The sequence below is a fragment of the Chelativorans alearensis genome (assembly GCF_010993735.1).
Classification (GTDB): Bacteria; Pseudomonadota; Alphaproteobacteria; order Rhizobiales; family Rhizobiaceae; genus Chelativorans; species Chelativorans alearense.
On the sequence record NZ_WQNI01000003.1, the window covers coordinates 38,409 to 61,098 of the forward strand.

Consider the following 22,690-nt stretch of genomic DNA (forward strand, 5'->3'; position numbering starts at 1 on the left):
CGAGCCAGCGCCGCGGCGCATCAAGCGCCCATGCGAGCGAACTACAAGATGCAGCGGCTATACCTCGCCGACGACCTTTCGCCAGGGGCGGAGGTGGAGACGACGCGCGAGCAGGCGCATTACCTCGCCCATGTCCTGCGCATGCGCGAGGGCGACCACGCGCTTGTCTTTAACGGCCGCGATGGCGAATGGCTGGCCGAGATCGCTGCCTTGTCGAAAAAGTCGGCGCACCTTGCCGTGCGCGAGCAGACGCGCCCGCAGACGCCGAAGCCCGATCTCCTCTACTGCTTCGCCCCCTTGAAGCAGGGCCGCCTCGACTATCTGGTGCAGAAGGCGGTGGAGATGGGCGCAGGCCACCTTCAGCCCGTCCTCACCCAGCACACGCAGGTGCCCAAGCTCGGCCTGCCACGCCTCCAAGCGAACGTGATGGAGGCCGCAGAGCAATGCGGCGTCCTCTCGATTCCCGTCGTATGCGAGCCGATCAAGCTCGACCGCCTTCTCACCGACTGGGAGGAGGGGAGGTGCCTTGTCTTTTGCGACGAGGACGCCCCCACCAACAACCCGCTGGAAGCGCTCACGGCGCTGCGGAATGCCAAGCTCGGCCTGCTCGTCGGCCCCGAAGGCGGCTTCTCCGAGGCGGAGCGCAAGACGCTGCGCGCGCTGCCGTTCGTGGTGCCGATTCCGCTTGGCCCCCGCATCCTGCGCGCCGACACCGCGGCGGTGGCGGCGCTCGCCCTCATCCAGGCGGCCGCGGGCGATTGGCGCGACATGGTGACCGCTTGAGGAGGTCTTCAGAACTTTTTGCTTGCTTGCCGATTGCGACTTGGTCAATCAGGCTGTGCTTCTGAACAGGCCGGAGGAGAGAATGGCGCGCGACACGACCGACAACCGGCCGATCGGAGCAATCGATGAACTGGTCGGCTATCTCGCCGCCGGCTCGAAGCCGAAGGACGCCTGGCGCATCGGCACCGAGCACGAGAAGTTTCCCTTCTATGTCGATGGCAACCAGCCTGTTCCCTATGAGGGCCCGCGCGGCATCCGTGCGCTGCTCGAGGGCATGCAGAAAACGCTCGGCTGGGACCCGATCGAGGATGCGGGGCATATCATCGGCCTTGTCGAGCCGACGGGGCAGGGCGCCATCTCGCTGGAACCCGGCGGCCAGTTCGAGCTTTCCGGCGCGGCGCTTGAGACCATCCACCAGACTTGCCGCGAGGGCAACGCCCACCTGGCACAGTTGCGCGAGATCGCAGAACCCCTGGGCATCCGCTTCCTCGGCCTTGGCGCCAGCCCCAAGTGGCGACTTTCGGACACGCCGAAGATGCCGAAATCGCGCTACGACATCATGACCGCCTATATGCCCAAGGTGGGCACCCACGGCCTCGACATGATGTACCGCACCTGCACGATCCAGGTGAACCTCGACTTTGCGTCGGAAGCCGACATGCGCCGCAAGATGCAGGTGTCGACCCGGCTGCAGCCGCTTTCTACCGCGCTCTTTGCCAACTCCCCCTTCACCGACGGCGGGCTGAACGGCTTCCAGTCCTGGCGCGCCGAGATCTGGCGCGACACCGACAATCAGCGCTCGGGCCTTCTGCCGTTCGTTTTCAATCGGGATTTCGGCTTTGCCGACTATGTGGAGTGGGCGCTCGACGTGCCCATGTATTTCGTCATTCGCGATGGCCGCTACCACGACTGCACCCACGTCACCTTCCGCCAGTTCATGGATGGCGCGCTGCGCAAGACCGTGCCCGACGGCATGCCCACCATGGGCGACTGGGCGAACCACCTGTCGACCCTTTTTCCCGACGTGCGGCTGAAGCGCTTCCTGGAGATGCGCGGCGCCGATGGCGGCCCGTGGCGCCGCATCTGCGCCTTGCCGGCGTTCTGGGTCGGGCTTCTCTACGACGATGCCGCGCTCGACGCGGCCGAAGACCTCACCAAGGGCTGGAGCTTCGAGGAAGTCCAGGCGATGCGCGACGCCGTGCCCGTGGAGGGGCTGGCGAACCGGTTCCGCAACCACGAGCTGCGCGAGACGGCGCGCGAGGTGCTCGCAATCTCCCGCATGGGCCTGAAGCACCGCGCCCGGAGAAACCACGAAGGCTATGACGAGACCGATTTCCTGAACCCGCTCGACGAAGTGGTCGCCCGCGGCACCACCAGCGCGCAGGAGATGGTGACGGCCTATCACACGCGCTGGGGCGGCTCCATCGAACCGGTTTTCCTGGAGCATGCGTATTAGGGCCGACGCGCGGGGGGCAACCTTGCGACAATTCGCATCCGCAGTCCCGCGTTCATTGACTTTCGCAAACGCGCTTCTTATAAGCCCGGCACGTTCGGGCTGACCGTCCGGCGGATGCTCTTGTGCGCCCGGCGGTCCGAAACGCTCCTGTTCATCGAGACAGAATGAAGAAGGGCCGCACGCCGCGGTATTAAATAAATGAAGCGCACCTACCAGCCCTCCAAACTCGTCCGCAAGCGCCGGCACGGTTTCCGTGCCCGCATGGCCACCAAGGGCGGCCGCCGCGTCATCGCCGCGCGCCGCAACCGTGGCCGCTCGCGGCTTTCGGCCTAAGTGGCGGGTTCAGGGCCTCGGCATTGTCCGGCCAGGCGCGGAGCGGGTATCCCGCGCGCCTCAAAAAGCGCGCCGAGTTCCTGGCGGTCCGTCGCGGGACGAAGCGGCGCGGCCCTCTTTTCCTGCTCGAGGTTCTGGAGCGTGGCGACGACCAGCCGCCGCGTCTCGGCATCACCGTGACGAAGAAGGCCGGCAACGCCGTGGAGCGCAACCGCATCCGCCGCCGCCTGCGCGAGGCGGTCCGCATCCACGCTGCCGATGAAATGGCGCCGGGCACCGACTATGTGATCGTGGGAAGGCGCGAGATACTGGATGCGCCCTTCGTGGCGCTGAAGGAAGAGCTTTCCCGCCGCATTCGTGGCAAGAAACCCGTGCACGCGGGCTAAGGACACCCATGGACAACAATCGCAACCTCCTCATCACGATCGCGCTGTCGGTGGTCATCCTGACCGTGTGGCAGGTGTTCTACATGAACCCGCGCATCGAAGAGCAGCGTGAGGCCGCGCGCATCGAGGCCGAGCAGCGAACAGGGGAGGAAGCGCCCGCGCCGGGCGCCGGCGGCGCGCCGGCGGACATTCCTTCGACCGGCGACGCGACGTCCATTCCCGGTACTTCCACGCAAGCCGGCAGTGCCGCCTCACGCGAGGCCGCCGTCGCCGCGAGCGAGCGCGTGCGCATCGACACGCCGCGTCTGTCGGGCTCCATCAACCTCACCGGCGCCCGCCTCGACGATCTCCTTCTGAAGGACTACCGCGTCACGGTGAAGCGGGATTCTCCCAACATCGAGCTCCTCAACCCGTCGGGCGGCCCCGACGGCTACTATGTCGAGACCGGGTATGTGAGCAATGCCGAGACCGGCGACCTGCCGGGGCCGGATACGGTCTGGCGCCTCGCGGAGGGCGAGGTGCTGACCCCGGAAAGCCCGGTGACGCTGACCTACACCAACGACAGGGGGCTGACCTTTACGCGTATCATCGAGGTGGACGAGAACTACATGTTCACTGTCTCCGACACGGTGGAGAACGCGTCGGGGGCACCGGTCGCGCTGCGCAGCTACGGCCGTACCACGCGCATCGGCAAGCCCGAGACCACCGGCATCTATATCCTTCACGAAGGCCTGATCGGCGTGACGGGTGAGGAGGGCCTCCAGGAGATCGATTATTCGGAAGTCGAGGAAGAGAACATCAAGCCCGGAAAATCCTCCGATGGCTGGCTCGGCATCACCGACAAGTACTGGGCGGTGACGATGGTGCCGCGCGCCGGCACCGAATTCCAGCCGCGCTTTTACTATTCCGAGGACAACGGCCCGCGCTACCAGGCCGACTTTCTCTCCGACGAGCTGACAGTCGCCGACGGCGCCACTGTCGATACCGAGACGCTGATCTTCGCCGGCGCCAAGGAGGTCGGTGTCGTCGATGCCTACGAGACCGAGCGCGACATCCGCCAGTTCGAGCTTCTGATCGATTGGGGCTGGTTCTACTTCATCACCAAGCCGATGTTCTATCTCATCGACTGGTTCTTCAAGCTGCTCGGAAATTTCGGCCTGTCGATCCTCGCCACCACCGTCGCCGTGAAGCTCGTCTTCTTCCCGCTCGCCAACAAGTCCTACAAGTCCATGGCGAACATGAAGAAGATGCAGCCCGCCATGCTGGAAATCCGCGAGAAATACGCGGACGACAAGATGAAGCAGCAGCAGGCGATGATGGAGCTCTACAAGAAGGAGAAGATCAATCCGATCGCCGGCTGCTGGCCGATCCTTTTGCAGATCCCGGTCTTCTTCGCACTCTACAAGGTGCTCTACGTCACCATCGAGATGCGCCACGCGCCCTTCTTCGGCTGGATCCAGGACCTTTCGGCACCAGACCCGACGTCGCTCTTCAATCTGTTCGGTCTTCTGCCCTACGACGTGCCCTCTTTCCTGATGATCGGCGTGTGGCCGCTCATCATGGGCATCACCATGTTCCTGCAGATGCGCATGAACCCGACGCCGCCCGACCCGACCCAGGCCATGATCTTCACCTGGATGCCGGTGGTCTTCACCTTCATGCTGGCGACCTTCCCGGCCGGCCTCGTCATCTACTGGGCCTGGAATAACTTCCTGTCCATCGTCCAGCAGGGCGTGATCATGAAGCGCCAGGGCGCCAAGATCGAGCTGTGGGACAATCTGATGGCCTTGTTCAAGAGGAAGAAGAACCCGAATCCGGCCGAATAAGGCCACCGGCCGCTCTATCTCCAGAGGCTCCGCAAGCGCGGAGCCTCTTTTCATTTCAGCCGAGCGCCGCCGCGATCTCGCGCATCGCCATAGCCTTATATGCCTCCACCACCGCCCGCCCTTCCTCTCTGTCGAGGGTAATGGCAAGGCGCATGGCCGCTTCCCCGAGGTGCATGATAAGGAAGGCGCTCACCTCCACGTCCTTTGCGCGCTTGTCCGGCCTCGCGCGTAGCATCGCCGCCGCCAGCATCGCGCCGATCGCCCGCGCCTCGCGCAGCTCCATTTCGCTCAAGGCCTTGTCGGCCTGAATGCCCGACCAGATGTCGCGCATGACGGGCTCGGCGAGGAAAAGCGCATAGTACGTGTCGATCAGGCGGCCGAAGGCGCCGAGCAGGCCGTCGACCGTGCGCACCCCTTCGAGTGCCTCGGCAATGCAGTGCCGGTTCCCCTCGTTGTAGCGCTCCGCCAGCGTGCGGATGACCGCCGCCTTGTCCGGAAAGTACTGGTAGAGCGAGCCGATGGATATGCCGGCGCGCGCCGCCACCTCGCTCATCTTCATGGCGTCGCTGCCGGCTTCCTCAATCAGATCCGCCGCCACCGCCAATATGCGCTCGACGCGCTCGCGGCTGCGCTTCTGGCTCGGGCTGCGCCCGGCCTTTGCGGCTGCTCCGTCGATCATCGGTTCAGTCTCCATCTCGCGCCCTCATGATTCGGTGTTGACATTCATAATATGAGGATTTATCACATTAGCAAATGTGAGGATTACTCATATTTTAACAACGAGAGGAGTACGAAGATGTCCAACGACCGAGCCAGCGCAGAAACCATTCTCATTACTGGCGGCACCGGAAAGACCGGGCGTCGCCTTGCCAAGCGCCTGACGAGCCACGGCGTGCCCGTGCGCATCGGCTCGCGCAGCGCCGACATTCCTTTTGACTGGGAAGACCGGTCGACCTGGGACGGCGCGCTTGACGGCGTGAGCGCGGCCTATCTTTCCTACTATCCGGACCTCGCGCTGCCAGGGGCGGCCGAAACCGTCGAAGCCTTCGCCCTTAGGGCGCTGGAGAAGGGGGTAAGACGCCTCGTGCTCCTGTCCGGGCGCGGCGAGGAGGGCGCCGAGAAGGCCGAGAAGCTCCTCGAGGCCACGGGCGCCGACTGGACCGTGCTGCGCGCCGCCTGGTTCGCGCAGAATTTCAGCGAGAACTACATGATCGACGGCATTCTGGAAGGGGAACTGGTCTTGCCGGTGGGCGACGTCGGGGAGCCCTTCATCGATGCCGACGATATCGCCGACATCGCCTTTGCCTGCTTCACCGAGCCCGGCCACATCGGCACGCTCTACGAATTGACCGGCCCGCGCCTTCTGACCTTCGCCGAAGCCGTCGGCGAGATCGCCGCCGCCACCGGGCGCGACATCCGCTTCAGGCGCGTCACCATTGACGAGTTCGTCGCCGCCCTGCACGAACAGCAGGTGCCACAACCCTTCATCGATCTGATGATCGAACTCTTCACCCAGGTGCTCGACGGGCGCAACGAACGTCTGGCCGACGGCGTCCAGCGGGCGCTCGGCCGCGCGCCGCGCGACTTCGCCGATTATGTGCGGCGCACGGCGGCAAGCGGTGTGTGGGACGCGCAGGCGCCTGCCGCTTCATAGTCGCTGGAGCCTGCAAGAGAGGAACCGCCATCATGTCCGAACGCATCGCCTTCATCCTCACCTTTTTCGCCGCTATCGGCGCCGGCCTCATGGCCGGCCTCTTCTTCACCTTCTCCACTTTCGCCATGCAGGCGCTTGGCCGGATTCCGGCGGACGCCGGCATCCGCGCCATGCAGGAAATCAACGTGACCATACAGAACCCGCTGTTCTTCGTGGTCTTCTTCGGCACGCCGTTGCTCGGGCTGGTGCTCGGCGTCCTCGCGGTCGCCGGCTGGAACGGCGCAAGCTCGGCCTTCATGCTCGCCGGTGCCGTCCTTTATGTCGTCGGCACGTTTCTCGTCACCGTCGTCTTCAACGTGCCGATGAACGATACGCTGGCGTCCCTCGATCCGGCGAGCGGAGCCGGCGCCGACTACTGGCGGCAATATCTCGCCCGCTGGACCGCGTGGAACCACGTGCGCACGGCCACCTCCCTGGCTGCGCTCGCCTGCTTCATCGCCGCCTTGAGCATCAAGACCTGACCAGGGGATATCGCGGCGGACGCTTTGTCCGCCGCGGTCCGTGCGGTATATAGAAACTGTTCTGTTGAGGAGACCGCCCGCGACAGTCGTTCCGTTTGTCATCGATCGTGGAGACCCTCATGCACGGACCCAAGCCCGAGATCAAACACCCGATTTTCCTGCACCCGCGCGTCGGTTTCCTCAAACCTCTCGTCGACAAGCCCAACATCGAGATCGGCGAGTACACGTACTACGACGACCCCGACGGGCCGGACCTCTTCGCCGAGAAATGTGTGCTGCACCACTATGAATTCATCGGCGACAAGCTCATCATCGGCCGCTTCTGCGCCATCGCCGAGGGCGCCCGCTTCATCATGAACGGTGCAAACCACGTGCTGTCGGGCTTCTCGACCTATCCCTTCAACATCTTCGGCCACGGGTGGGAGGAAGGCTTCGATGTCGAGAGCTGGCGCCGCGAGGTGCGCGGCGATACCGTGGTCGGCAACGATGTGTGGATCGGCATGGAGGCCGTCATCATGCCTGGTGTGAAGATTGGCGACGGTGCAATCATCGCTGGGCGTTCTGTCGTAACCCATGATGTGCCGCCCTATGCGGTGGCAGCCGGCAACGCGGCCCAGGTGGTGAAGATGCGCTTCGATGAACTGACTGTACGCCGCCTGCTCGACATCGCCTGGTGGAACTGGCCGGCCGACAAGATCACCCGCAATCTCGACGCCATCCGCGGCAACAATCTGGCGAAGCTGGAGGCGGCGGCGTGAGCCGCGCAGCCGCTGCCCGCCCGGCGAAGGACGGCGGGAGCGAAAAGCTCTTCGCGCGGCCGTGGGTCTTCATCCGCGGCGTGCCGGCGATGAAGTTCCTGCCGCCCGAGGGGCCGCCGGAGGTCGCCTTCGCCGGCCGTTCCAACGTGGGAAAGTCCTCGCTCATAAACGCTCTCGTCGGCCGGAAGGGTCTCGCCCGCACCTCCAACACGCCCGGCCGCACGCAGGAGCTCAATTACTTCGTGCCCGAAGGCTACAGCGGAGAAGCCGGAGACCTGCCGCCCATGGCGCTGGTCGACATGCCGGGCTATGGCTTCGCCAAGGCGCCGAAGACGCAGGTCGACGCATGGACCAGGCTCGTCTTCGAGTACCTGCGCGGTCGCGTGACGCTGAAGCGCGTCTATCTCCTGATCGACGCCCGCCACGGCGTAAAGAAGATCGACGAAGAGGTGATGGACCTGCTCGACACGGCTGCCGTCTCCTACCAGGTGGTGCTGACCAAGGCCGACAAGATCAAGCCACCCGCCGTGGCAAAGCTGGTGGAGGAGACGCGGCAGAAAATGGCAAAGCGCCCGGCCGCCTTCCCCGAGATCGTTGCCACCTCTTCGGAGAAGGGAGCGGGCATGGACGAGTTGCGGGCGGCGATCGTCCGCGCCATCGCGGATCTGTGAGCCTTGGACCAGTTCGTCGTTTCACAGAATCGATGAACTGGTCCAACTCTTTGTTTTGTCGCAATTCCGGACGGAAAACCGGTTCCCACTTTTCCTGGAATTGCTCTAGGCCGCCTCGTTCGGCCGGAAGGCCAGCGCCACGCCGTTGATGCAGTGACGTTTTCCCGTCGGCGGCGGGCCGTCTTCGAAGATGTGGCCGAGATGGCCTCCGCAGCGGCTGCAGTGGCATTCGGTGCGGGTCATGAAGAAGGTGTTGTCTTCCTTCGTGCCGATGGCGCCCGGCAGCGCTTCCCAGAAGCTTGGCCAGCCGGTGCCCGAATCATATTTCGCCTCGGACGAATAAAGCGGCAGGTCACAGCCCGCGCAGTGGAAGAGCCCGGCGCGCTTTTCCTCGTTCAGCGGGCTGGTGAAGGCGCGCTCCGTCGCCTCTTCGCGCAGGACGGCATATTGCTGCGGCGAAAGGATCGCCCGCCACTCCTCATCGGACCTGGCGATCTCGAACGTCTCTGCAGCGGCGCTGGCGCCCGGCCTGTCGCGCAGGATGAAAGCACCGCCGCCAAGGGCGGCGATCGCGCCGGCGCCAGCATAGAGAAAGTTGCGGCGTTTCATCATCTCGATCTCCGTTTTGGCAGACAATAGGCACGCTCCCTGTCACCGGCAAATCAACGGGCCGTGAAGGAATATGGGCCTTCGGGCATTTGCCCACCCCCGCGAATGCGATATGAGACGCACGATCGATCGAAGGGCTCTGACATGACGGACATCGCCGAGACCGCCGAAGCGCAAGCGCGCCTGCTTTCCGCTGCACTTCCCTTTATGCAGCGCTACGAGAACAAGACGGTGGTCGTGAAATACGGCGGCCACGCCATGGGCGATGCCGAGCTCGGCCAGGCTTTCGCCCGCGACGTGGCGCTTCTGAAACAGTCCGGCGTCAACCCTATCGTCGTCCACGGCGGCGGGCCGCAGATCGCTGCCATGCTGAAGAAGATGGGCATCGAATCGAAATTCGAGGGCGGCCTGCGCGTGACCGACCGCAAGACGGTCGAGATCGTCGAGATGGTGCTGGCCGGCTCCATCAATAAGGAGATCGTGGCGCTGATCAACGCCGAGGGCGAATGGGCCATCGGCCTGTGCGGCAAGGACGGCAACATGGTGTTCGCCGAAAAGGCCCACAAGACCGTCACCGATCCGGACTCCAACATCGAGCGCGTGCTCGATCTCGGCTTCGTCGGCGAGCCGGTGGAGGTCGACCGCACGCTTCTCGACCTCCTCGCCCGCTCCGAGATGATCCCCGTCATCGCCCCGGTGGCGCCCGGCCGCGACGGGCACACCTACAACATCAACGCCGACACCTTCGCCGGCGCCATCGCCGGCGCGGTGAAGGCCAGCCGCCTGCTCTTCCTGACGGACGTTCCGGGCGTGCTCGACAAGGACATGAAGCTCATCGACGAACTGACGGTGGCCGAGGCCCGCGCCCTCATCAAGGACGGCACGATCTCCGGCGGCATGATCCCCAAGGTCGAGACCTGTATCCAGGCGATCGAGCGCGGCGTGGAAGGCGTCGTCATCCTCAACGGCAAGACCGCGCACGCCGTGCTCCTGGAGCTCTTCACCGAACATGGCGCGGGAACGCTGATCGTTCCTTGACGCCGATCGGCCGAACCGGCGATCATCCGCGCGCATCGTGCCGGAGGAGGACGAAATGAGCCAGGTGAGAGTGCGCTATATCGTGCAGGACGTGGAAGAGGCGATCGCGTTCTACACGAGGGTCCTCGACTTTACGGTGGATTTCCATCCGGCGCCGGGCTTTGCGGCTCTCTCTCGTGGGCCTTTGCGGCTGCTTATCAACCAGCCGGGCGCCGGCGGTGCGGGGACGCAGACGGGCGAAATCGCACCGGCGCCCGGCGGGTGGAACCGTTTTCAGATGGAGGTCGACGACCTGGCCGCCACCGTGGAGCGGTTGAAGGCCGAGGGCTGCGTCTTCCGCAGCGGCATCGTCAAGGGTAATGGCGGCGACCAGATCCTGCTCGAGGACCCTTCCGGAAATCCGGTGGAGTTGTTTCAGCCGGCGCAGCGGAGCTGATTTTCAGGGCGGCATCACCTCCATACACTTGCGCTTCTAGTGTTGCGATCCTGACAGATGGTACCCATCTGTCAGGACAAATCACCCCACCAGATCAATAGCTTGTGGGCTGACTTACCCAAACAGATGGGTACCATCTGTTTGGGTCAGACCACTAGCCGATCAGCATCAGCACCACGATGCCGGCGACGATCAGCGCGCAGCCCGCCACCTCCGTGCGGTTGATCTTCTCGCGGAAGAAATAGACCGTGGAGGCGAAGGTGAAGATCATCTCGATCTGCGCCAGCGCCTTCACGACCGCCGCCTGCTGCAGCGTCATCGCCGCGAACCAGCCGAAGGAAGCGGAAGCGCCGACCAGGCCGACGAAGAGCGAGGCCTTCCACGCCCGAGCGATGCGTCCGATCTCGCCACGGTCCTTCCAAAGCATCCACGCCAGCATGATTGCGGTCTGGAAGAGGATGGTGAAGAGCAGGGTGGTCGCCGCCTGCATCATGAAGTTGGGCCCACCGAGCGACAGGGACGCCGCGCGGTAGGCCACCCCCGACACGCCGAACAGCGTGCCCGAGGCAAGGCCGATCAGCGCGCTGCGGCTGACGAGCGAGGCGAACAGGTTACGCCAGCTCATCGGTACGTGGGCGACGGAGATCAGCATCACGCCGACCACCGTGATAGCGATGGCGATCAGCGCGCCGGCGCCGACGATCTCGCCGAGGAAAATGAGGCCGAAGACGGCCGCCTGCGCCGGCTCGGTGCGCGAATAGGCGGTGCCGACGGCGAAGTTGCGATAGGAGAACAGGTGGATGAGCAGGAAGGTGGCGCCGATCTGCGCCAGTCCGCCAACCAGCACCCAGCCGATGAACACGTCGTTCGGCTCGGGGACGGCGAAGCCGGCGCCATAGCGCAGCGCCAGCACGAAGAGGATGGCGAACGGCAGGCCGAAACCGAAGCGCACGAAGGTGGCGCCGGTCGTCCCCATCACGCTCTTCAGGTGCTTCTGCGCCGCCGAGCGCAGGTTCTGAAGGAAGGCGGCGGCGATGGTGATGGGGATCCACAGTTCCATGGAGGGTCCGAAGAAGGAGGGCGGGAGGCGAAGACTGCAAGCTATTGGTCTGGCGGGGCGATTTGTCCTGACAGATGGGTGCCATCCGTCAGGATTGCACCACTAGCCGCCGCCAGGCTCCGGTGCAAGAAATTGCGCTTCTCTCCTTCCTTTCCTGTGTTGCGAAAGTTTGAAAGAGTGCCGGAAAATCTGCGATAAGCGGTCATGACAAACCAACCCGACCCCACCCGATTCGCCCACGTCACCGACTGGGTCTTCGATCTCGACAACACACTTTATCCGCACCACAGCAACCTCTTTTCGCAGATCGACGTGAAGATGACGGCCTATGTGTCGGAGCTTCTGCACCTGCCGCGGGAGGAAGCCCGCAAGGTGCAGAAGGAGCTCTACCGGGAATACGGCACAACGCTGAAGGGCCTGATGGAGCGCTACCATGTCGAACCGGACGACTTTCTGCAGAAGGTGCACGACATCGATTACAACTGGCTCCAGCCCGACCCGGCGCTCGGCCACGCCATTCGCGCGCTGCCGGGCCGCAAATTCATCTTCACCAACGGCAATCGCAGCCACGCCGAGCGCGCCGCCCGCCAGCTCGGCATCCTCGACCATTTCGAAGACATCTTCGACATCGTCGCCGCCGGCATGACGCCCAAGCCGGCGGCCGAAAGTTACGATCTCTTCGTCGCCCTGCACACCATCGCCGGGGCCAACGCCGTCATGTTCGAGGACCTGGCGCGCAACCTGCGGGTGCCCAAGCGCCTGGGCATGACGACGGTGCTCATCGTGCCGAAGAATTTCGAGCCGGACTTTTCGGAGATATGGGAGCAGGATCCGGGCGAGGAGGACGACGTCGACTATGTGACCGACGATCTGACTGCTTTCCTTACAACGGTCGTGGCACGGTGATGCGCCGCCGCCGCTTTCCCGGGGGATAGGCCGCTCGCTCCAGCGCCTCCCGCCTCTCGCGCTCCTTTTGTTCCGCCTGCCGCTTCGCGTCCTCCGCCGATTTGGTGGCGTGGCCGAGATCCTTTGCCTGCTGGCTCTCCATCATGTCGTCGTCGGGAACGCTTCTGGCCATGCCGGTCTCCTTCCCTCGCATGAAAAACGCTTGAGCCGGGTGTTGCGTTCCGCGCAGGACCGCCCCGTCTTCTCGCTACAGCTCGTAGAACGATGCGATATGTGACCAGGCATCCTCGGCCGTGTCGGTGAAGGTGATGAGCTCCTCGTCTCCGGGCGAGATCGTGCCCTGCTCGGCCAGGAAGGAAAGGTCGATGGCGCGCTCCCAGAAGGCCGTGCCGAACAGGATCACCGGCATGCGCTCCATGCGGCCGGTCTGGATGAGGGTGAGCGCCTCGAACAGTTCGTCCATCGTGCCGAACCCGCCGGGAAAGACGGCAACCGCCTTCGCCCGCATCATGAAATGCATCTTGCGGATGGCGAAGTAGTGGAAGTTGAAGCACAATTCCGGCGTCACATAGAGGTTCGGCGCCTGCTCGTGCGGCAAGACGATGTTGAGGCCGATCGTCGGCGCGCCGCAATCGGCAGCCCCGCGGTTGCCCGCCTCCATCACGCCCGGCCCGCCGCCCGTCACGACCACATACTCGCGATAGTAGGACTTCGCCGAATGCTCCGAGCACAGCCGGGCGAACTTGCGCGCCTCATCATAGTAGCGGCTGTTTGCCTCGAGGTTCTTCTTCTGCACCTTGTTCTTGGCCGCCCAGGCCTCGCCGCCCGGTTCGGGAATGCGCGCCCCGCCGAACAGGATGACGGTGGAGCGGATGCCGCGCTCGGCCAGCGCCATCTCCGGCTTCAGCAACTCGAGCTGCAGGCGCACCGGCCTGAGCGCGCGGCGGGTCATGAAGTCTTCGTCGTCCCAGGCGAGCCGGTAGGTATCGGACCGCGTCTGCGGCGTGTCCGGCACGCTGCGGGCGCGCTTCAGGTCTTCATCGGAATGCGGCAGCGGCGTCCAGCCGCCGGTTTCGTTCGACTTCATGCGATCCCAGTCCCGTCTTTCCGCGCGGCGGCGCCGCGCACACCGCGATTGACCCCCTCCGGCGCTTCGCATAGGTTCCGCGCCGGCTGTCACTTCGTCCTTTGTTAAACCTAAGGACGCGCCCTTAACAGCCCGTGTAGCGGAGCATTTGTCGATGAGGAATTCGGATATCGCCGCGCTGGAACAGACGGTGGAGAAGGCTTTCGAGGAGCGTGACGCCGTCACGACCGATACGCGCGGCGAGGTGCGCGAGGCCGTGGAAGAGGCGCTGACGCTTCTCGACAGCGGCGCGGCGCGCGTCGCCGAGCGCCGCGAGAACGGCGACTGGCACGTGAACCAGTGGCTGAAGAAGGCCGTTCTCCTGTCTTTCCGGCTCAACCCGATGCAGGTCATCAAGGGCGGGCCGGGCGATGCCGTCTGGTGGGACAAGGTGCCCTCCAAGTTCGACGGCTGGGGCGCCGTCGATTTCGAGCGCGGGGGTTTCCGCGCCGTTCCCGGCTGCGTGGTGCGCCGCTCCGCCTATATCGCGCCCGGCGCCGTCTTGATGCCCTCCTTCGTCAATCTCGGCGCCTATGTCGGCAAGGGCACCATGGTCGACACCTGGGCCACCGTCGGCTCCTGTGCGCAGATCGGCGAGAATGTGCATCTGTCCGGCGGCGTCGGCATCGGCGGCGTGCTCGAGCCCATGCAGGCTGGCCCCACCATCATCGAGGACCACTGCTTCATCGGCGCCCGCTCGGAAGTGGTGGAAGGCTGCATCGTGCGCGAGGGCTCCGTGCTCGGCATGGGCGTCTTCATCGGCAAGTCGACCAAGATCGTCGACCGCACCACGGGCGAGGTGTTCTACGGCGAGGTGCCGCCCTATTCGGTGGTCGTCGCCGGCTCGATGCCGGGCCGGCACGTTCCCGGCCAGAACTGGGGCCCGAGCCTCTACTGCGCCGTCATCGTCAAGCGCGTCGACGAGAAGACGCGCTCCAAGACCTCTATCAACGAACTCCTCAGGGACTGATGGCAAACAGGGCGGCGGGCGTGAGCGGTGACCAGCTCAAGTGGCTTTTCTTCAGCCTTTCCGGCCGCGTCAGCCGCATGGCCTATTTCCTGGCCGGCCTGCTTTTGGCCGTCTTCCAGGCCTTCGCGCTCTACCGCTTCACCCTGGCGCCGGAGGAAAGCGGCTCCAGCCAGGTATGGGCGGTGCTGTTCTGGGCGATCTTCTTCCTCTCCGTCTGGTCTTACGTGGCGCTGGGGGTGAAGCGGCTGCACGATTTCGGCAAGCCCGGCATCTTCGCCGTCACGCTGTTCATTCCGATGGTGTCGATCCTCGCCTTTGTCGTGTTCTGTCTCTATCCGGGCGACGAGGGCGCGAATGAATACGGCGAGCGCACCAACGCGCCGCAGTGACGCGACAGAAATCTGGTAGGACCAGAAATCGCTTTTCCTACGCTGCCTCCGGGACTATCATCGGCTGAATTATTTTGGCCGGTGAAAAAAATTGGCCGTGGAAGAGTGAAGGAGGAGGAGCAAATGTCCGGAAAGAAGATCCTCATGCTGGTCGGCGAATTCAGCGAGGAATACGAGATCTTCGTCTTTGAGCAGGCCATGCACGCGGTGGGCCACACGGTCCATGTCGTCTGCCCCGACAAGAAGGCCGGGGACATGATCAAGACCTCGCTGCATGATTTCGAGGGACACCAGACCTATACGGAAAAGCTCGGCCACGATTATTACGTCAACAAGACCTTTTCGGAAGTCCGGCCCGAGGAATACGACGCCGTCTACGTGGCGGGCGGCCGCGGCCCCGAATATATCCGCATCGACAGCCGCGTGCAGGCGATCGTGCGCCATTTCCACGAGGCCGGGAAGCCGATCTTCACCATCTGCCACGGTGCGCAGGTGCTGATCGCCGTCGATGGCGTGGTGCGCGGCAAGGAAGTCGCGGCGCTGCAATATTGCGAGCCGGAGGTGACGCTCGCCGGCGGCACCTATATCGACGTCCCGCCGGACGGCGCCCATGTCGACGGCAATCTCGTGTCGGCGAAAGGCTGGCCGGGCCTCGCCGCCTTCATGCGCGAATGTCTCAAGGTCCTGGGCACCGAGATCCGCCACGGCGAAACGGTCATGGCCGACCGTGCCGAGCGGAGCGCTGCGTGAGCGGTTTTGCCGCGGAATGGGCGCCGGGCCACACGGTGCCCAGCCCGCGCGGCGAAAGAACCCGTCGCGTGTAGAACAAATCATCGTTTTTCATGGAATCGATGATTTGGTCTAACTCTTTGTTTTGTCGCAATTCCAGACGGAAATCCGGTTTCCACTTTTCCTGGAATTGCTCTAGCCGCCCGTCACCAACCGGCGTGACAGCCGGCGGGGTTTCGATTATTGCCAGCAGTATGAAACTGCCCATCGACCCCGCCGCCAACCTCGCCGCCCTGATCCGCTGCCCATCCGTGACACCGGCCGAGGGTGGCGCGCTTGCCGCGCTCGAAGCCATGCTGGCGCCGCTCGGCGCGGTTTCCGAGCGCCTGGTTTTCACCGAGGATGGCACGCCCGACGTGAAGAACCTCTACGCGCGGATCGGCGACAGCGGGCCGCACTTGATGTTCGCCGGCCACACGGACGTCGTGCCGCCGGGCGACGAGGCGGCCTGGACCCATCCGCCCTTCGCGGCCGAGATCGCCGGCGGCCAGATGTTCGGTCGCGGCGCGGTGGACATGAAGGGCGGCATAGCCTGCTTCACCGCCGCCGTTGCCCGCTATGTCGAAAAGCATGGGGCCCCGAAAGGCTCCGTCTCCTTCCTCATTACCGGCGACGAGGAAGGCCCGGCCATCAACGGCACTGTCAAGCTGCTCGAATGGGCGGCGGCGAGAGGCGAGAGGTGGGACGCTGCGCTCGTCGGCGAGCCGACCAATCGTGAGAAGCTGGGCGATACCATCAAGATCGGCCGGCGCGGCTCCCTTTCGGGCACCGTTACCGTCACCGGCCGGCAAGGCCATGTCGCCTATCCGCACCTGGCGGACAATCCGGTGCGTGGGCTCTTGATGCTTGCCGAGGCGCTACTTTCACCACCCTTCGACGAGGGCACGGCCGACTTCCAGCCCACCAATCTGGAGATCACCTCCGTCGATGTCGGTAACCCTGCCGTCAACGTCATCCCCGCCCGCGCGAGCGCTGCCTTCAACCTGCGCTTCAACGACACGTGGCAGGTGGAAACGCTGCAGGCCGAGATTCACAACCGGCTCGACCGCGCGAGCAAGGAAAGCCGCCTGCGCCCCGGCCGCACCGACCCCGTGGATTTCGAGATCGAATGGCGCGATCGGCCAAGCCATGTCTTCCTTACCCGCGACGAGAAGCTGATCGACACGCTGTCGGCCTCGGTGGAGGCCGTGGCTGGCGCAAAGCCCGCGCTTTCCACCTCTGGCGGCACGTCGGACGCCCGCTTCATCAAGGACTATTGCCCGGTTGTGGAGTTCGGCCTCCTCGGGCAGACCATGCACATGGTCGACGAGCGGGTGGCGCTCGCCGACCTGGAGGCGCTGACCCGGATCTATCTCCGTTTCCTCGAGGACTGGTTCGCCTGATGCCGTCGGGGCAGGAGATACAGCAGTACCTGACCGGTATCCTGCGCATCATGATGGGCAGGCCGGACGGGCTCAAGCTGCTCGATTTTTCCGCCGACGGCTTCTGGAATTCGTTCTTCGCCATTGTCATCGCCCTGCCGGCGCTGGTCGTAGGTTGGGTAGGCATCGCCAACGACATGGCGGGGATGATGACCTTCGGCACGCGTTTCTCGCTGCTGGTGCGGTTGTTCTTTGCCGAAATCGGCGCCTGGATCCTGCCTCTCGTGATACTCGCCGTGGCCGCCCGGCCGGCCGGCATCGCCGACCGTTTCGTGCACTACGTCGTCGTCATCAACTGGGCTTCGGCGCTGTTCGCCTGGCTGATGCTGCCGCCGGCGCTCCTGCGCCTGTTCCTGCCCGGCACGGAAGACCTGACGGTTCTCGTCTCGCTGGTGTTGTTCCTCGTCACGCTCGTCCTGAACTGGCGGCTTACCGTGGCCGCCATCGCCAAGGGGCCGGCGATCGGCTCGGCGGTCTTCTTCGCCATGCTGGTCACGTCCATCGCTTCGCTGGTCGCTCTGCAGTCCCTGCTCGGCCTCAGCTTTTAGATTTTGAGGGCGCGGCATAGGCGGCGAGGATGGCAACCGCCATCAGCACCACCGCCAGGCCCGCCAGGGCACCGAAGCCTGCCGTGGTGTAGAGCCACCCGAAGCCGAGCGGGCCGGCGAAGACGGCCAGGTACGTCACGGCGCTGTTGAGCCCCATGATGGCGCCGCGCCGTGCCGGCTCAAGCGCCGTCAGCCGCACGATCAGAAGGTTCAGCCCCAGGTGGTTGGCAAGGCCCCACAGGAAGGCGAGCGCGAGGATGGCGCCGTACGCCCCGTTTTCCATCGCCATCAGCAGATAGACGAGAGCGACGGCGAGGAAGGCGAGCGGCAGGCCCATCTGCGGCGCCACCCGCTTCTCCAGGCCATCGAGAAAGGCGGCCGCACCGAAGCCGAGCCCGTAGGCGAGGGTGACGAGCCCGTTGGCGCTGATGGGCAGGCTGAGCTCTGAGTGCAAATGATCGCCAAGATATGCGTAGACGCCGTAAAAGGCCGTCATGAAAGCGCCGCAGGCCAAAAGCAGCGGCCGCACGCCGACAATAGCGAGCGCCGCCAGCGGCGAGGCCGCCGGCTCCGCCGAGACCTTGTCCCGGTGCTTGTTGAAGACAAGGACGGCGAGGGCACCTGCCGCCAGCAGGAACACGCTGCCGTAGACGGCGCGCCAGTCGAGCCAGTCCGCCAGCACCGCCGAGATCGAAACGCCGGCAACCAGACTCAGCGTCCAGCCCGTGAGCACGATGCCCACCGTCGTGCTTTCGCGGCCCGGCGGCGCGATTGCCGCCGCGCTGGCATAGATAGCCGGCAGCGCGATACCGGCGGCAACACCGGCGCCAAGCTGGGCCGCGACGAGAACGAGCGCCACCGGTGCGGCAGCGCTCACGAGAAGGCTCGCTGCCAAAAGGGCAAAGGCTATCCGCAGCATGCGCCAGGCGCCGATACGGTCGATATGGCGCGCCAGGAAGAGCGCGCTCGCCGCCGTGCCGAGCCCGAATGCGGCCGTGCCGCTCATCACCGTGGGCACCGAAACACCGAACGACCGCGCAACCTCCGGCGCGATGGGCGACAGGACCAGCGAATTCGAACCGATCACTGCCACCGCGCCGGTGAGAAGGAAGACGGCGGGCGGTATGCGCTGCCCCGCCACGCTGGAGGGCGACAGTGTTTGCGATGCTTGATGCGTGTCCGACATGAGGCCATAATGCCTGAATGAAATTCGGCAACAATGGGATTTTACCGAATGACAATAAAAACAGATGATGTTCAGCCGAAGCCATCGGCCGACCATGCGATCGACGGGATGGACCGAAAAATATTAGGCGCCCTGATCGAGGATGCGACGCTCAGCTATGCCGATCTCGGCAAGCGTGTCGGCCTCTCGGCGCCGGCCGTGCATGAGCGGGTGAAGCGGCTGAAGCGCTCCGGGGTCATCCGCAGGATGGCCGCGCTCGTCGACCCGCGCGCCGTCGGCAAGACGCTGCTTGCCTTCGTGCATGTCGACACCACCGGCTGGGGCAAGACGCCGGAACTGATGGCGATCTCGGAGCATCCCGAGGTGGAGGAGATCCACTCGGTCGCTGGCGACACCTGCATGCTTTTAAAGGTGCGGACGACGGATACCCATGCGCTGGAGGGTCTTCTGGCGCGCCTTTACGCCACCCCCGGCGTGGTGGCCACGCGCAGCTACGTTGCGCTTTCCACCTATCTCGAAAGGCCGGCGCAGGCGGGGGTGACCGAGGTCTGGCCGACGCCACGTGCGCGGGTGCGGGTGGTATAGACCGGAGCGTCGTTCGATCAATGGAAAGCAGGCGCCCCTTCGCGCCCCCCTTTCCGTTTGGCCGAGTGCCTAATAGTCCACCCGCACCAGATAAAGCCCCTCAGGCGGCGCGACCGGGCCGCAGGCGGCGCGGTCGCGGGCCTTCAACGCCTTCTCCACGTCGTCGCCCGTCCAGCCGCCTTCGCCCACCTTCTTCAACGTGCCGACCAGAGAGCGCACCTGGTTGTGCAGGAAGGAGCGGGCGGAGGCGCGGATCTCGATCTCCTCGCCGAGGCGTGAGACATCCAGCCGGTCGAGCGTCTTGACCGGGCTCTTGGCCTGGCACTGGACGGATCGGAAGGTGGTGAAGTCGTGCTTGCCCACGAGCCGCTGTGCCGCCTCGTGCATCGCCTCCGCATCGAGCTTCCGGCTCACGTGCCACACTCTGCCGCTCTGAAGCGCCGGCGGCGCGCGGCGGTTGAGGATGCGGTAGAGATAGTGCCGCGCCCTGGCGGAGAAGCGGGCGTCGAAATCCTCCCCCACCGCTGCCGCGCTCAGGATGGAAACGGCCTCGCCGGCCATCGTCAGATGCGCGTTCGCAGCATTGCGCACCGTATCCGCCTTCCACTCGCCTTCAAGGTCGAAGTGCGCGACCTGGCCCAGCGCGTGGACGCCGGCGTCCGTGCGGCCAGCGCCGCGCAGGGTGACGTTCTCGCCCGAGAAGGCGGCGATGGCCTTCTCGATGGCCTCCTGCACGTTGTGGTGGCCCGCCTGGCGCTGCCAGCCCGCATAGGGCCCGCCGTCATACTCCACGTCGATACGGTAGCGCGGCATGGTCAGCCGAGATCCGCGAAGGCGGCGGCGTAGTCGAGCCGGCCGGCGTGCGGTGCCTCGCCCCAGGCGAGCGCCTGCAAGGCATCGCCCTGATAGGCGCTTTCGAACCCGACGGCGCGCTGGTGCGTGTATCCGAAGCGGCCGTAATAGGCGGGATCGCCCAGAACCACCGAGAGACGCTCGCCGTCCCGTTGCAGCCGCAGATGCGCGTCGTCCATAAGGGCGGTGCCGATGCCCTCGCCTTGATGGTCGGGATGGACGGCAAGCGGCGCCAGGGCCACGGCGGGAAACGCTTCTTCGCCGTTCCGCACGATGAGGCGCGAGAACAGGATATGGCCGCGTATCTCGCCGGCGCGCTCGGCCACGAGCGAAAGCACCACGTCTCCTGCCGCGCGCAGCGCGTCCACCAGCCGTGCTTCGGCCTCGCCGCCGAAGGCGGTGGCGAGGAGGGTGCGGATTGCCTCCGGGTCTTCCGGTTCCTCGGGGCGGATGATGACGGCGCTCATGGGAGCCGCGCTCCTTTCTCGACCTTCGCCCCACGCAGGAAATCGCCCGCCGCCACCGGTTTGCCGCCCGCCCGCTGCAGCTCCAGGAGCCATACGGCGCCTTCGCCGCAGGCGACGGCCAACTCGTCGATGATCTCGCCCGGTGCGCCGCTGCCCGCGGCGTCGAGCGTCGAGCGCAGCAGTTTCACGCGCTCCGGCTTGCCAGCGAAGGGCATCTCGCACCAGGCGCCGGGAAAGGGCGAGAGCCCGCGGATGTGGTTGTGCACATCGGCCGCCGGACGGGTCCAGTCGACGCGCGTTTCCTCCTTGCCGATCTTCCTGGCATAGGTCGCACCTTCCGCCGGCTGCGGCGTCGGTTGCAGATCGCCGCGCTCGAGCCTTTCCATCGCGCTTGCCATCAGCTTCGCGCCGACCTCCTTCAGCGTATCGTGCAGTTCGCCCGCCGTCATGTCCCGGCCGATGGCGACCTTCTCGGTCATCGCCACCGGGCCTGTGTCGAGCCCTTCGTCCATCTTCATCACCATTATGCCGGTCTCGCTGTCCCCCGCCATGATGGCACGCTGGATGGGCGCCGCGCCGCGCCAGCGTGGCAAGAGCGATGCGTGGCCGTTATAGGCGCCGAGTCGCGTCCCTTCCAGGATCGGCTTCGGCAGGAGGAGGCCGTAGGCCACCACCACCGCCGCATCAGCCTGAAGCGCGCGGAACGCCTGCTGCTCCTCTTCGCCCTTGAGCGATTGTGGCGTGCGCACCGGCACGCCCAGCTTTTCGGCCGCCTGATGCACCGGGGATTTCGTCAACTCCAGCCCGCGCCGCCCGGCAGGCCGGGGCGGCTGCGTGTAGACGGCGGCGATCTCGTGTCCCGCCGCAGCCAGCGCCTGAAGCGTCGGCACGGAGAATTCCGGCGTTCCCATGAAGACGAGGCGTAGGGGCATGCGACCATCCGGTACTTGAGATGCTTGCGCGAACGCGGCGCGCTCACGCCCCCGCTTCAAACGGGTTTACGAGCGTGAGGTCAAGGCCCTCGAAATCGCGGGTGTTGCGCGTGGCGAGCGCCGCGCCGTGGGCAAGGCAGATAGCTGCGATCATGGCGTCCTTCGTCTCCATGCGCTGGCCGGCGATCTGCCGCGAGGTTGTGATCCGCCCGTATATTTCGCTGGGCAGGTCGCCGAAGGGCAGCACCCGACCAGCGAAGCGGCGGCGAATGAGGGCGATATTCTCAAGAAGCATTTCGTGCCGTTCAACCTCGCGCACGAGGTAGGCGCCGAAATAGAGCTCGGCTAAAACGACGGGGCACAACAGGAGATCCGCTTCTTCCTGCTCGTCCAACCAGCGGATCGCAGTCTTGTGGGGCCTGCGGGAAAGTACCTCGGAGATGACATTCGTGTCGAGAAGGATCATACAAGGCTCGGAGGATTTCGGTCAGGCTCCTTCCTGGATGCGCGGATCGCAGCGAGTTCCTCATCGGTGAAGAAGCCATCACGCATCTCGGCACGCAACCGGTCTGCGAAGTTCCGGTCGCCGCGCTTTTCCGCCGTCAAGCCCTTGCGCATCAGATCGATCGCTTCCTGCGAGAGGCTGCGCTTGTGCTGACGTGCGCCTTCCTCCAGCCGTCGCTTCAACTCGGCATCGATACCGCGGACAAGCATATCGCCCATCGCCAACCTCCATCACTCAAGTTCAGGCGCCGGGCGTCCGAAATCGCGCTTGCGCATCGCTTCGACCGCTTCCATAGCCCTTGCGAATTCTTCCGCCTCCTGCGCATCGCCGGCATACATCAAAGGGCGCAAGTCATCCCCCGCCGAAACGAATGATTTCGACTTGGCCTTCTTCTCGGCGGGAATATTCCTGATCGGTGCGCCACCCATCGACACTCCACGTTTCTGATATCAATGATATCAGCGTGAGGTTCGTCTGGCAAAT

At 65.0% G+C, this 22,690-nt stretch carries 31 protein-coding genes; 18 read left to right on the top strand and 13 right to left on the bottom strand.

Annotated elements, in window-relative coordinates; genetic code table 11:
• Window positions 1-30 precede the first annotated feature (30 nt).
• The 5 genes from GPJ75_RS05500 (at window position 31) to yidC (ending at window position 4,784) form a co-directional block, all read left to right on the top strand.
• A complete protein-coding gene (locus tag GPJ75_RS05500; protein ID WP_163265955.1) occupies window positions 31-783 on the top strand; it encodes a 16S rRNA (uracil(1498)-N(3))-methyltransferase in 753 nt (250 codons plus the stop codon).
• Window positions 784-865: 82 nt separating this feature from the next.
• Window positions 866-2,239, top strand: coding sequence for a glutamate--cysteine ligase (locus tag GPJ75_RS05505; protein WP_163265957.1), 1,374 nt, complete (start codon window positions 866-868; stop codon window positions 2,237-2,239).
• Between the two features lie 198 nt (window positions 2,240-2,437).
• Window positions 2,438-2,572: a 50S ribosomal protein L34 gene (gene rpmH, locus GPJ75_RS05510; protein WP_106572747.1), complete on the top strand. Its 135-nt coding sequence runs from the start codon at window positions 2,438-2,440 to the stop codon at window positions 2,570-2,572.
• A gap of 23 nt (window positions 2,573-2,595) precedes the next feature.
• Window positions 2,596-2,958, top strand: coding sequence for a ribonuclease P protein component (gene rnpA / locus GPJ75_RS05515; RefSeq protein WP_163265959.1), 363 nt, complete (start codon window positions 2,596-2,598; stop codon window positions 2,956-2,958).
• 8 nt (window positions 2,959-2,966) lie between these two features.
• Window positions 2,967-4,784, top strand: a complete 1,818-nt coding sequence (gene yidC, locus GPJ75_RS05520; RefSeq protein ID WP_163265962.1) for a membrane protein insertase YidC — start codon at window positions 2,967-2,969, stop codon at window positions 4,782-4,784.
• Window positions 4,785-4,839: 55 nt separating this feature from the next.
• Here yidC and GPJ75_RS05525 read toward each other — a convergent pair whose 3' ends face one another.
• Window positions 4,840-5,478: a TetR/AcrR family transcriptional regulator gene (locus tag GPJ75_RS05525; protein WP_246248923.1), complete on the bottom strand. Its 639-nt coding sequence runs from the start codon at window positions 5,476-5,478 to the stop codon at window positions 4,840-4,842.
• A gap of 102 nt (window positions 5,479-5,580) precedes the next feature.
• Between GPJ75_RS05525 and GPJ75_RS05530 the strand changes: the two genes are divergently transcribed.
• The 4 genes from GPJ75_RS05530 (at window position 5,581) to yihA (ending at window position 8,388) form a co-directional block, all read left to right on the top strand.
• The gene (locus GPJ75_RS05530; protein ID WP_163265963.1) at window positions 5,581-6,438 is read left to right on the top strand and encodes a Rossmann-fold NAD(P)-binding domain-containing protein; all 858 of its coding nucleotides are present in this window, start codon (window positions 5,581-5,583) and stop codon (window positions 6,436-6,438) included.
• A 32-nt stretch (window positions 6,439-6,470) separates the two neighbouring features.
• Window positions 6,471-6,959: an anthrone oxygenase family protein gene (locus GPJ75_RS05535; RefSeq protein ID WP_163265965.1), complete on the top strand. Its 489-nt coding sequence runs from the start codon at window positions 6,471-6,473 to the stop codon at window positions 6,957-6,959.
• Between the two features lie 119 nt (window positions 6,960-7,078).
• Window positions 7,079-7,717 (top strand): CatB-related O-acetyltransferase, encoded by a 639-nt coding sequence (locus tag GPJ75_RS05540; protein WP_163265967.1) that lies wholly within the window; start codon window positions 7,079-7,081, stop codon window positions 7,715-7,717.
• Window positions 7,714-8,388 carry a ribosome biogenesis GTP-binding protein YihA/YsxC gene (gene yihA, locus GPJ75_RS05545; RefSeq protein WP_163265969.1) on the top strand — a complete coding sequence of 225 codons (675 nt, stop codon included), beginning with the start codon at window positions 7,714-7,716 and terminating at the stop codon, window positions 8,386-8,388. Before GPJ75_RS05540 ends, yihA begins: the two co-directional genes overlap by 4 nt.
• Window positions 8,389-8,493: 105 nt before the next feature.
• Here the strand turns inward: yihA and msrB are convergent, their stop codons facing one another.
• Window positions 8,494-9,000 carry a peptide-methionine (R)-S-oxide reductase MsrB gene (gene msrB, locus GPJ75_RS05550; protein WP_163266609.1) on the bottom strand — a complete coding sequence of 169 codons (507 nt, stop codon included), beginning with the start codon at window positions 8,998-9,000 and terminating at the stop codon, window positions 8,494-8,496.
• A 141-nt stretch (window positions 9,001-9,141) separates the two neighbouring features.
• Here msrB and argB point away from each other — a divergent pair, with 141 nt between their 5' ends.
• Window positions 9,142-10,035, top strand: coding sequence for an acetylglutamate kinase (gene argB, locus GPJ75_RS05555; protein WP_163265971.1), 894 nt, complete (start codon window positions 9,142-9,144; stop codon window positions 10,033-10,035).
• Window positions 10,036-10,090: 55 nt separating this feature from the next.
• The gene (locus tag GPJ75_RS05560) at window positions 10,091-10,471 is read left to right on the top strand and encodes a VOC family protein (protein WP_163265973.1); all 381 of its coding nucleotides are present in this window, start codon (window positions 10,091-10,093) and stop codon (window positions 10,469-10,471) included.
• A 154-nt stretch (window positions 10,472-10,625) separates the two neighbouring features.
• On the opposite strand, the gene GPJ75_RS05565 is transcribed toward GPJ75_RS05560, so the two are convergent.
• The gene (locus tag GPJ75_RS05565) at window positions 10,626-11,531 is read right to left on the bottom strand and encodes a DMT family transporter (protein ID WP_163265975.1); all 906 of its coding nucleotides are present in this window, start codon (window positions 11,529-11,531) and stop codon (window positions 10,626-10,628) included.
• Between the two features lie 204 nt (window positions 11,532-11,735).
• On the opposite strand from GPJ75_RS05565, the gene GPJ75_RS05570 reads away from it, so the two are divergent.
• Window positions 11,736-12,437, top strand: coding sequence for a pyrimidine 5'-nucleotidase (locus GPJ75_RS05570; RefSeq protein WP_163265977.1), 702 nt, complete (start codon window positions 11,736-11,738; stop codon window positions 12,435-12,437).
• On the opposite strand, the gene GPJ75_RS05575 is transcribed toward GPJ75_RS05570, so the two are convergent.
• Together GPJ75_RS05575 and GPJ75_RS05580 are read right to left on the bottom strand one after the other, a co-directional pair.
• A complete protein-coding gene (locus GPJ75_RS05575; RefSeq protein ID WP_163265979.1) occupies window positions 12,415-12,609 on the bottom strand; it encodes a hypothetical protein in 195 nt (64 codons plus the stop codon). The two genes, GPJ75_RS05570 and GPJ75_RS05575, sit on opposite strands and share 23 nt — an antisense overlap.
• Window positions 12,610-12,684: 75 nt before the next feature.
• Complete coding sequence (locus GPJ75_RS05580) at window positions 12,685-13,524, bottom strand: LOG family protein (RefSeq protein ID WP_163265982.1); 840 nt, start codon at window positions 13,522-13,524, stop codon at window positions 12,685-12,687.
• Window positions 13,525-13,678: 154 nt separating this feature from the next.
• Between GPJ75_RS05580 and dapD the strand changes: the two genes are divergently transcribed.
• The 3 genes from dapD to GPJ75_RS05595 all read left to right on the top strand — a co-directional run bounded on the left by dapD (window position 13,679) and on the right by GPJ75_RS05595 (window position 15,672).
• Entirely contained in the window at window positions 13,679-14,533 is an 855-nt protein-coding gene (gene dapD, locus GPJ75_RS05585; protein WP_163265984.1) for a 2,3,4,5-tetrahydropyridine-2,6-dicarboxylate N-succinyltransferase, read from the top strand.
• Between the two features lie 20 nt (window positions 14,534-14,553).
• Window positions 14,554-14,922, top strand: coding sequence for a DUF805 domain-containing protein (locus GPJ75_RS05590; RefSeq protein WP_246248924.1), 369 nt, complete (start codon window positions 14,554-14,556; stop codon window positions 14,920-14,922).
• Window positions 14,923-15,045: 123 nt separating this feature from the next.
• Window positions 15,046-15,672, top strand: coding sequence for a DJ-1/PfpI family protein (locus GPJ75_RS05595; RefSeq protein WP_163265988.1), 627 nt, complete (start codon window positions 15,046-15,048; stop codon window positions 15,670-15,672).
• On the opposite strand, the gene GPJ75_RS05600 is transcribed toward GPJ75_RS05595, so the two are convergent.
• Window positions 15,638-15,919: a hypothetical protein gene (locus tag GPJ75_RS05600; RefSeq protein ID WP_163265990.1), complete on the bottom strand. Its 282-nt coding sequence runs from the start codon at window positions 15,917-15,919 to the stop codon at window positions 15,638-15,640. The genes GPJ75_RS05595 and GPJ75_RS05600 overlap by 35 nt on opposite strands.
• Between GPJ75_RS05600 and dapE the strand changes: the two genes are divergently transcribed.
• Window positions 15,906-17,093: a succinyl-diaminopimelate desuccinylase gene (gene dapE / locus GPJ75_RS05605; protein WP_163265991.1), complete on the top strand. Its 1,188-nt coding sequence runs from the start codon at window positions 15,906-15,908 to the stop codon at window positions 17,091-17,093. The genes GPJ75_RS05600 and dapE overlap by 14 nt on opposite strands.
• A complete protein-coding gene (locus GPJ75_RS05610) occupies window positions 17,093-17,680 on the top strand; it encodes a transporter (RefSeq protein WP_163265992.1) in 588 nt (195 codons plus the stop codon). Before dapE ends, GPJ75_RS05610 begins: the two co-directional genes overlap by 1 nt.
• Here the strand turns inward: GPJ75_RS05610 and GPJ75_RS05615 are convergent.
• Window positions 17,670-18,866, bottom strand: coding sequence for an MFS transporter (locus tag GPJ75_RS05615; RefSeq protein WP_163265993.1), 1,197 nt, complete (start codon window positions 18,864-18,866; stop codon window positions 17,670-17,672). The genes GPJ75_RS05610 and GPJ75_RS05615 overlap by 11 nt on opposite strands.
• 48 nt (window positions 18,867-18,914) lie before the next feature.
• Between GPJ75_RS05615 and GPJ75_RS05620 the strand changes: the two genes are divergently transcribed.
• Complete coding sequence (locus GPJ75_RS05620; protein ID WP_163265994.1) at window positions 18,915-19,451, top strand: Lrp/AsnC family transcriptional regulator; 537 nt, start codon at window positions 18,915-18,917, stop codon at window positions 19,449-19,451.
• Window positions 19,452-19,520: 69 nt separating this feature from the next.
• On the opposite strand, the gene truA is transcribed toward GPJ75_RS05620, so the two are convergent.
• Genes truA through GPJ75_RS05650 form a run of 6 tightly spaced genes read right to left on the bottom strand, consistent with a single transcriptional unit; the run spans window position 19,521 to window position 22,635 of the window.
• The gene (gene truA / locus GPJ75_RS05625) at window positions 19,521-20,264 is read right to left on the bottom strand and encodes a tRNA pseudouridine(38-40) synthase TruA (RefSeq protein ID WP_163265995.1); all 744 of its coding nucleotides are present in this window, start codon (window positions 20,262-20,264) and stop codon (window positions 19,521-19,523) included.
• 2 nt (window positions 20,265-20,266) lie between these two features.
• Window positions 20,267-20,770 carry a GNAT family N-acetyltransferase gene (locus tag GPJ75_RS05630; protein WP_163265996.1) on the bottom strand — a complete coding sequence of 168 codons (504 nt, stop codon included), beginning with the start codon at window positions 20,768-20,770 and terminating at the stop codon, window positions 20,267-20,269.
• Window positions 20,767-21,702 carry a methionyl-tRNA formyltransferase gene (gene fmt / locus GPJ75_RS05635; RefSeq protein ID WP_163265997.1) on the bottom strand — a complete coding sequence of 312 codons (936 nt, stop codon included), beginning with the start codon at window positions 21,700-21,702 and terminating at the stop codon, window positions 20,767-20,769. Before fmt ends, GPJ75_RS05630 begins: the two co-directional genes overlap by 4 nt.
• A gap of 43 nt (window positions 21,703-21,745) precedes the next feature.
• The gene (locus GPJ75_RS05640; RefSeq protein WP_163265999.1) at window positions 21,746-22,168 is read right to left on the bottom strand and encodes a type II toxin-antitoxin system VapC family toxin; all 423 of its coding nucleotides are present in this window, start codon (window positions 22,166-22,168) and stop codon (window positions 21,746-21,748) included.
• Window positions 22,165-22,425, bottom strand: a complete 261-nt coding sequence (locus GPJ75_RS05645) for a FitA-like ribbon-helix-helix domain-containing protein (RefSeq protein WP_163266001.1) — start codon at window positions 22,423-22,425, stop codon at window positions 22,165-22,167. Before GPJ75_RS05645 ends, GPJ75_RS05640 begins: the two co-directional genes overlap by 4 nt.
• Before the next feature lie 12 nt (window positions 22,426-22,437).
• The gene (locus tag GPJ75_RS05650) at window positions 22,438-22,635 is read right to left on the bottom strand and encodes a hypothetical protein (protein WP_163266003.1); all 198 of its coding nucleotides are present in this window, start codon (window positions 22,633-22,635) and stop codon (window positions 22,438-22,440) included.
• Between the last annotated feature and the right edge of the window lie 55 nt (window positions 22,636-22,690).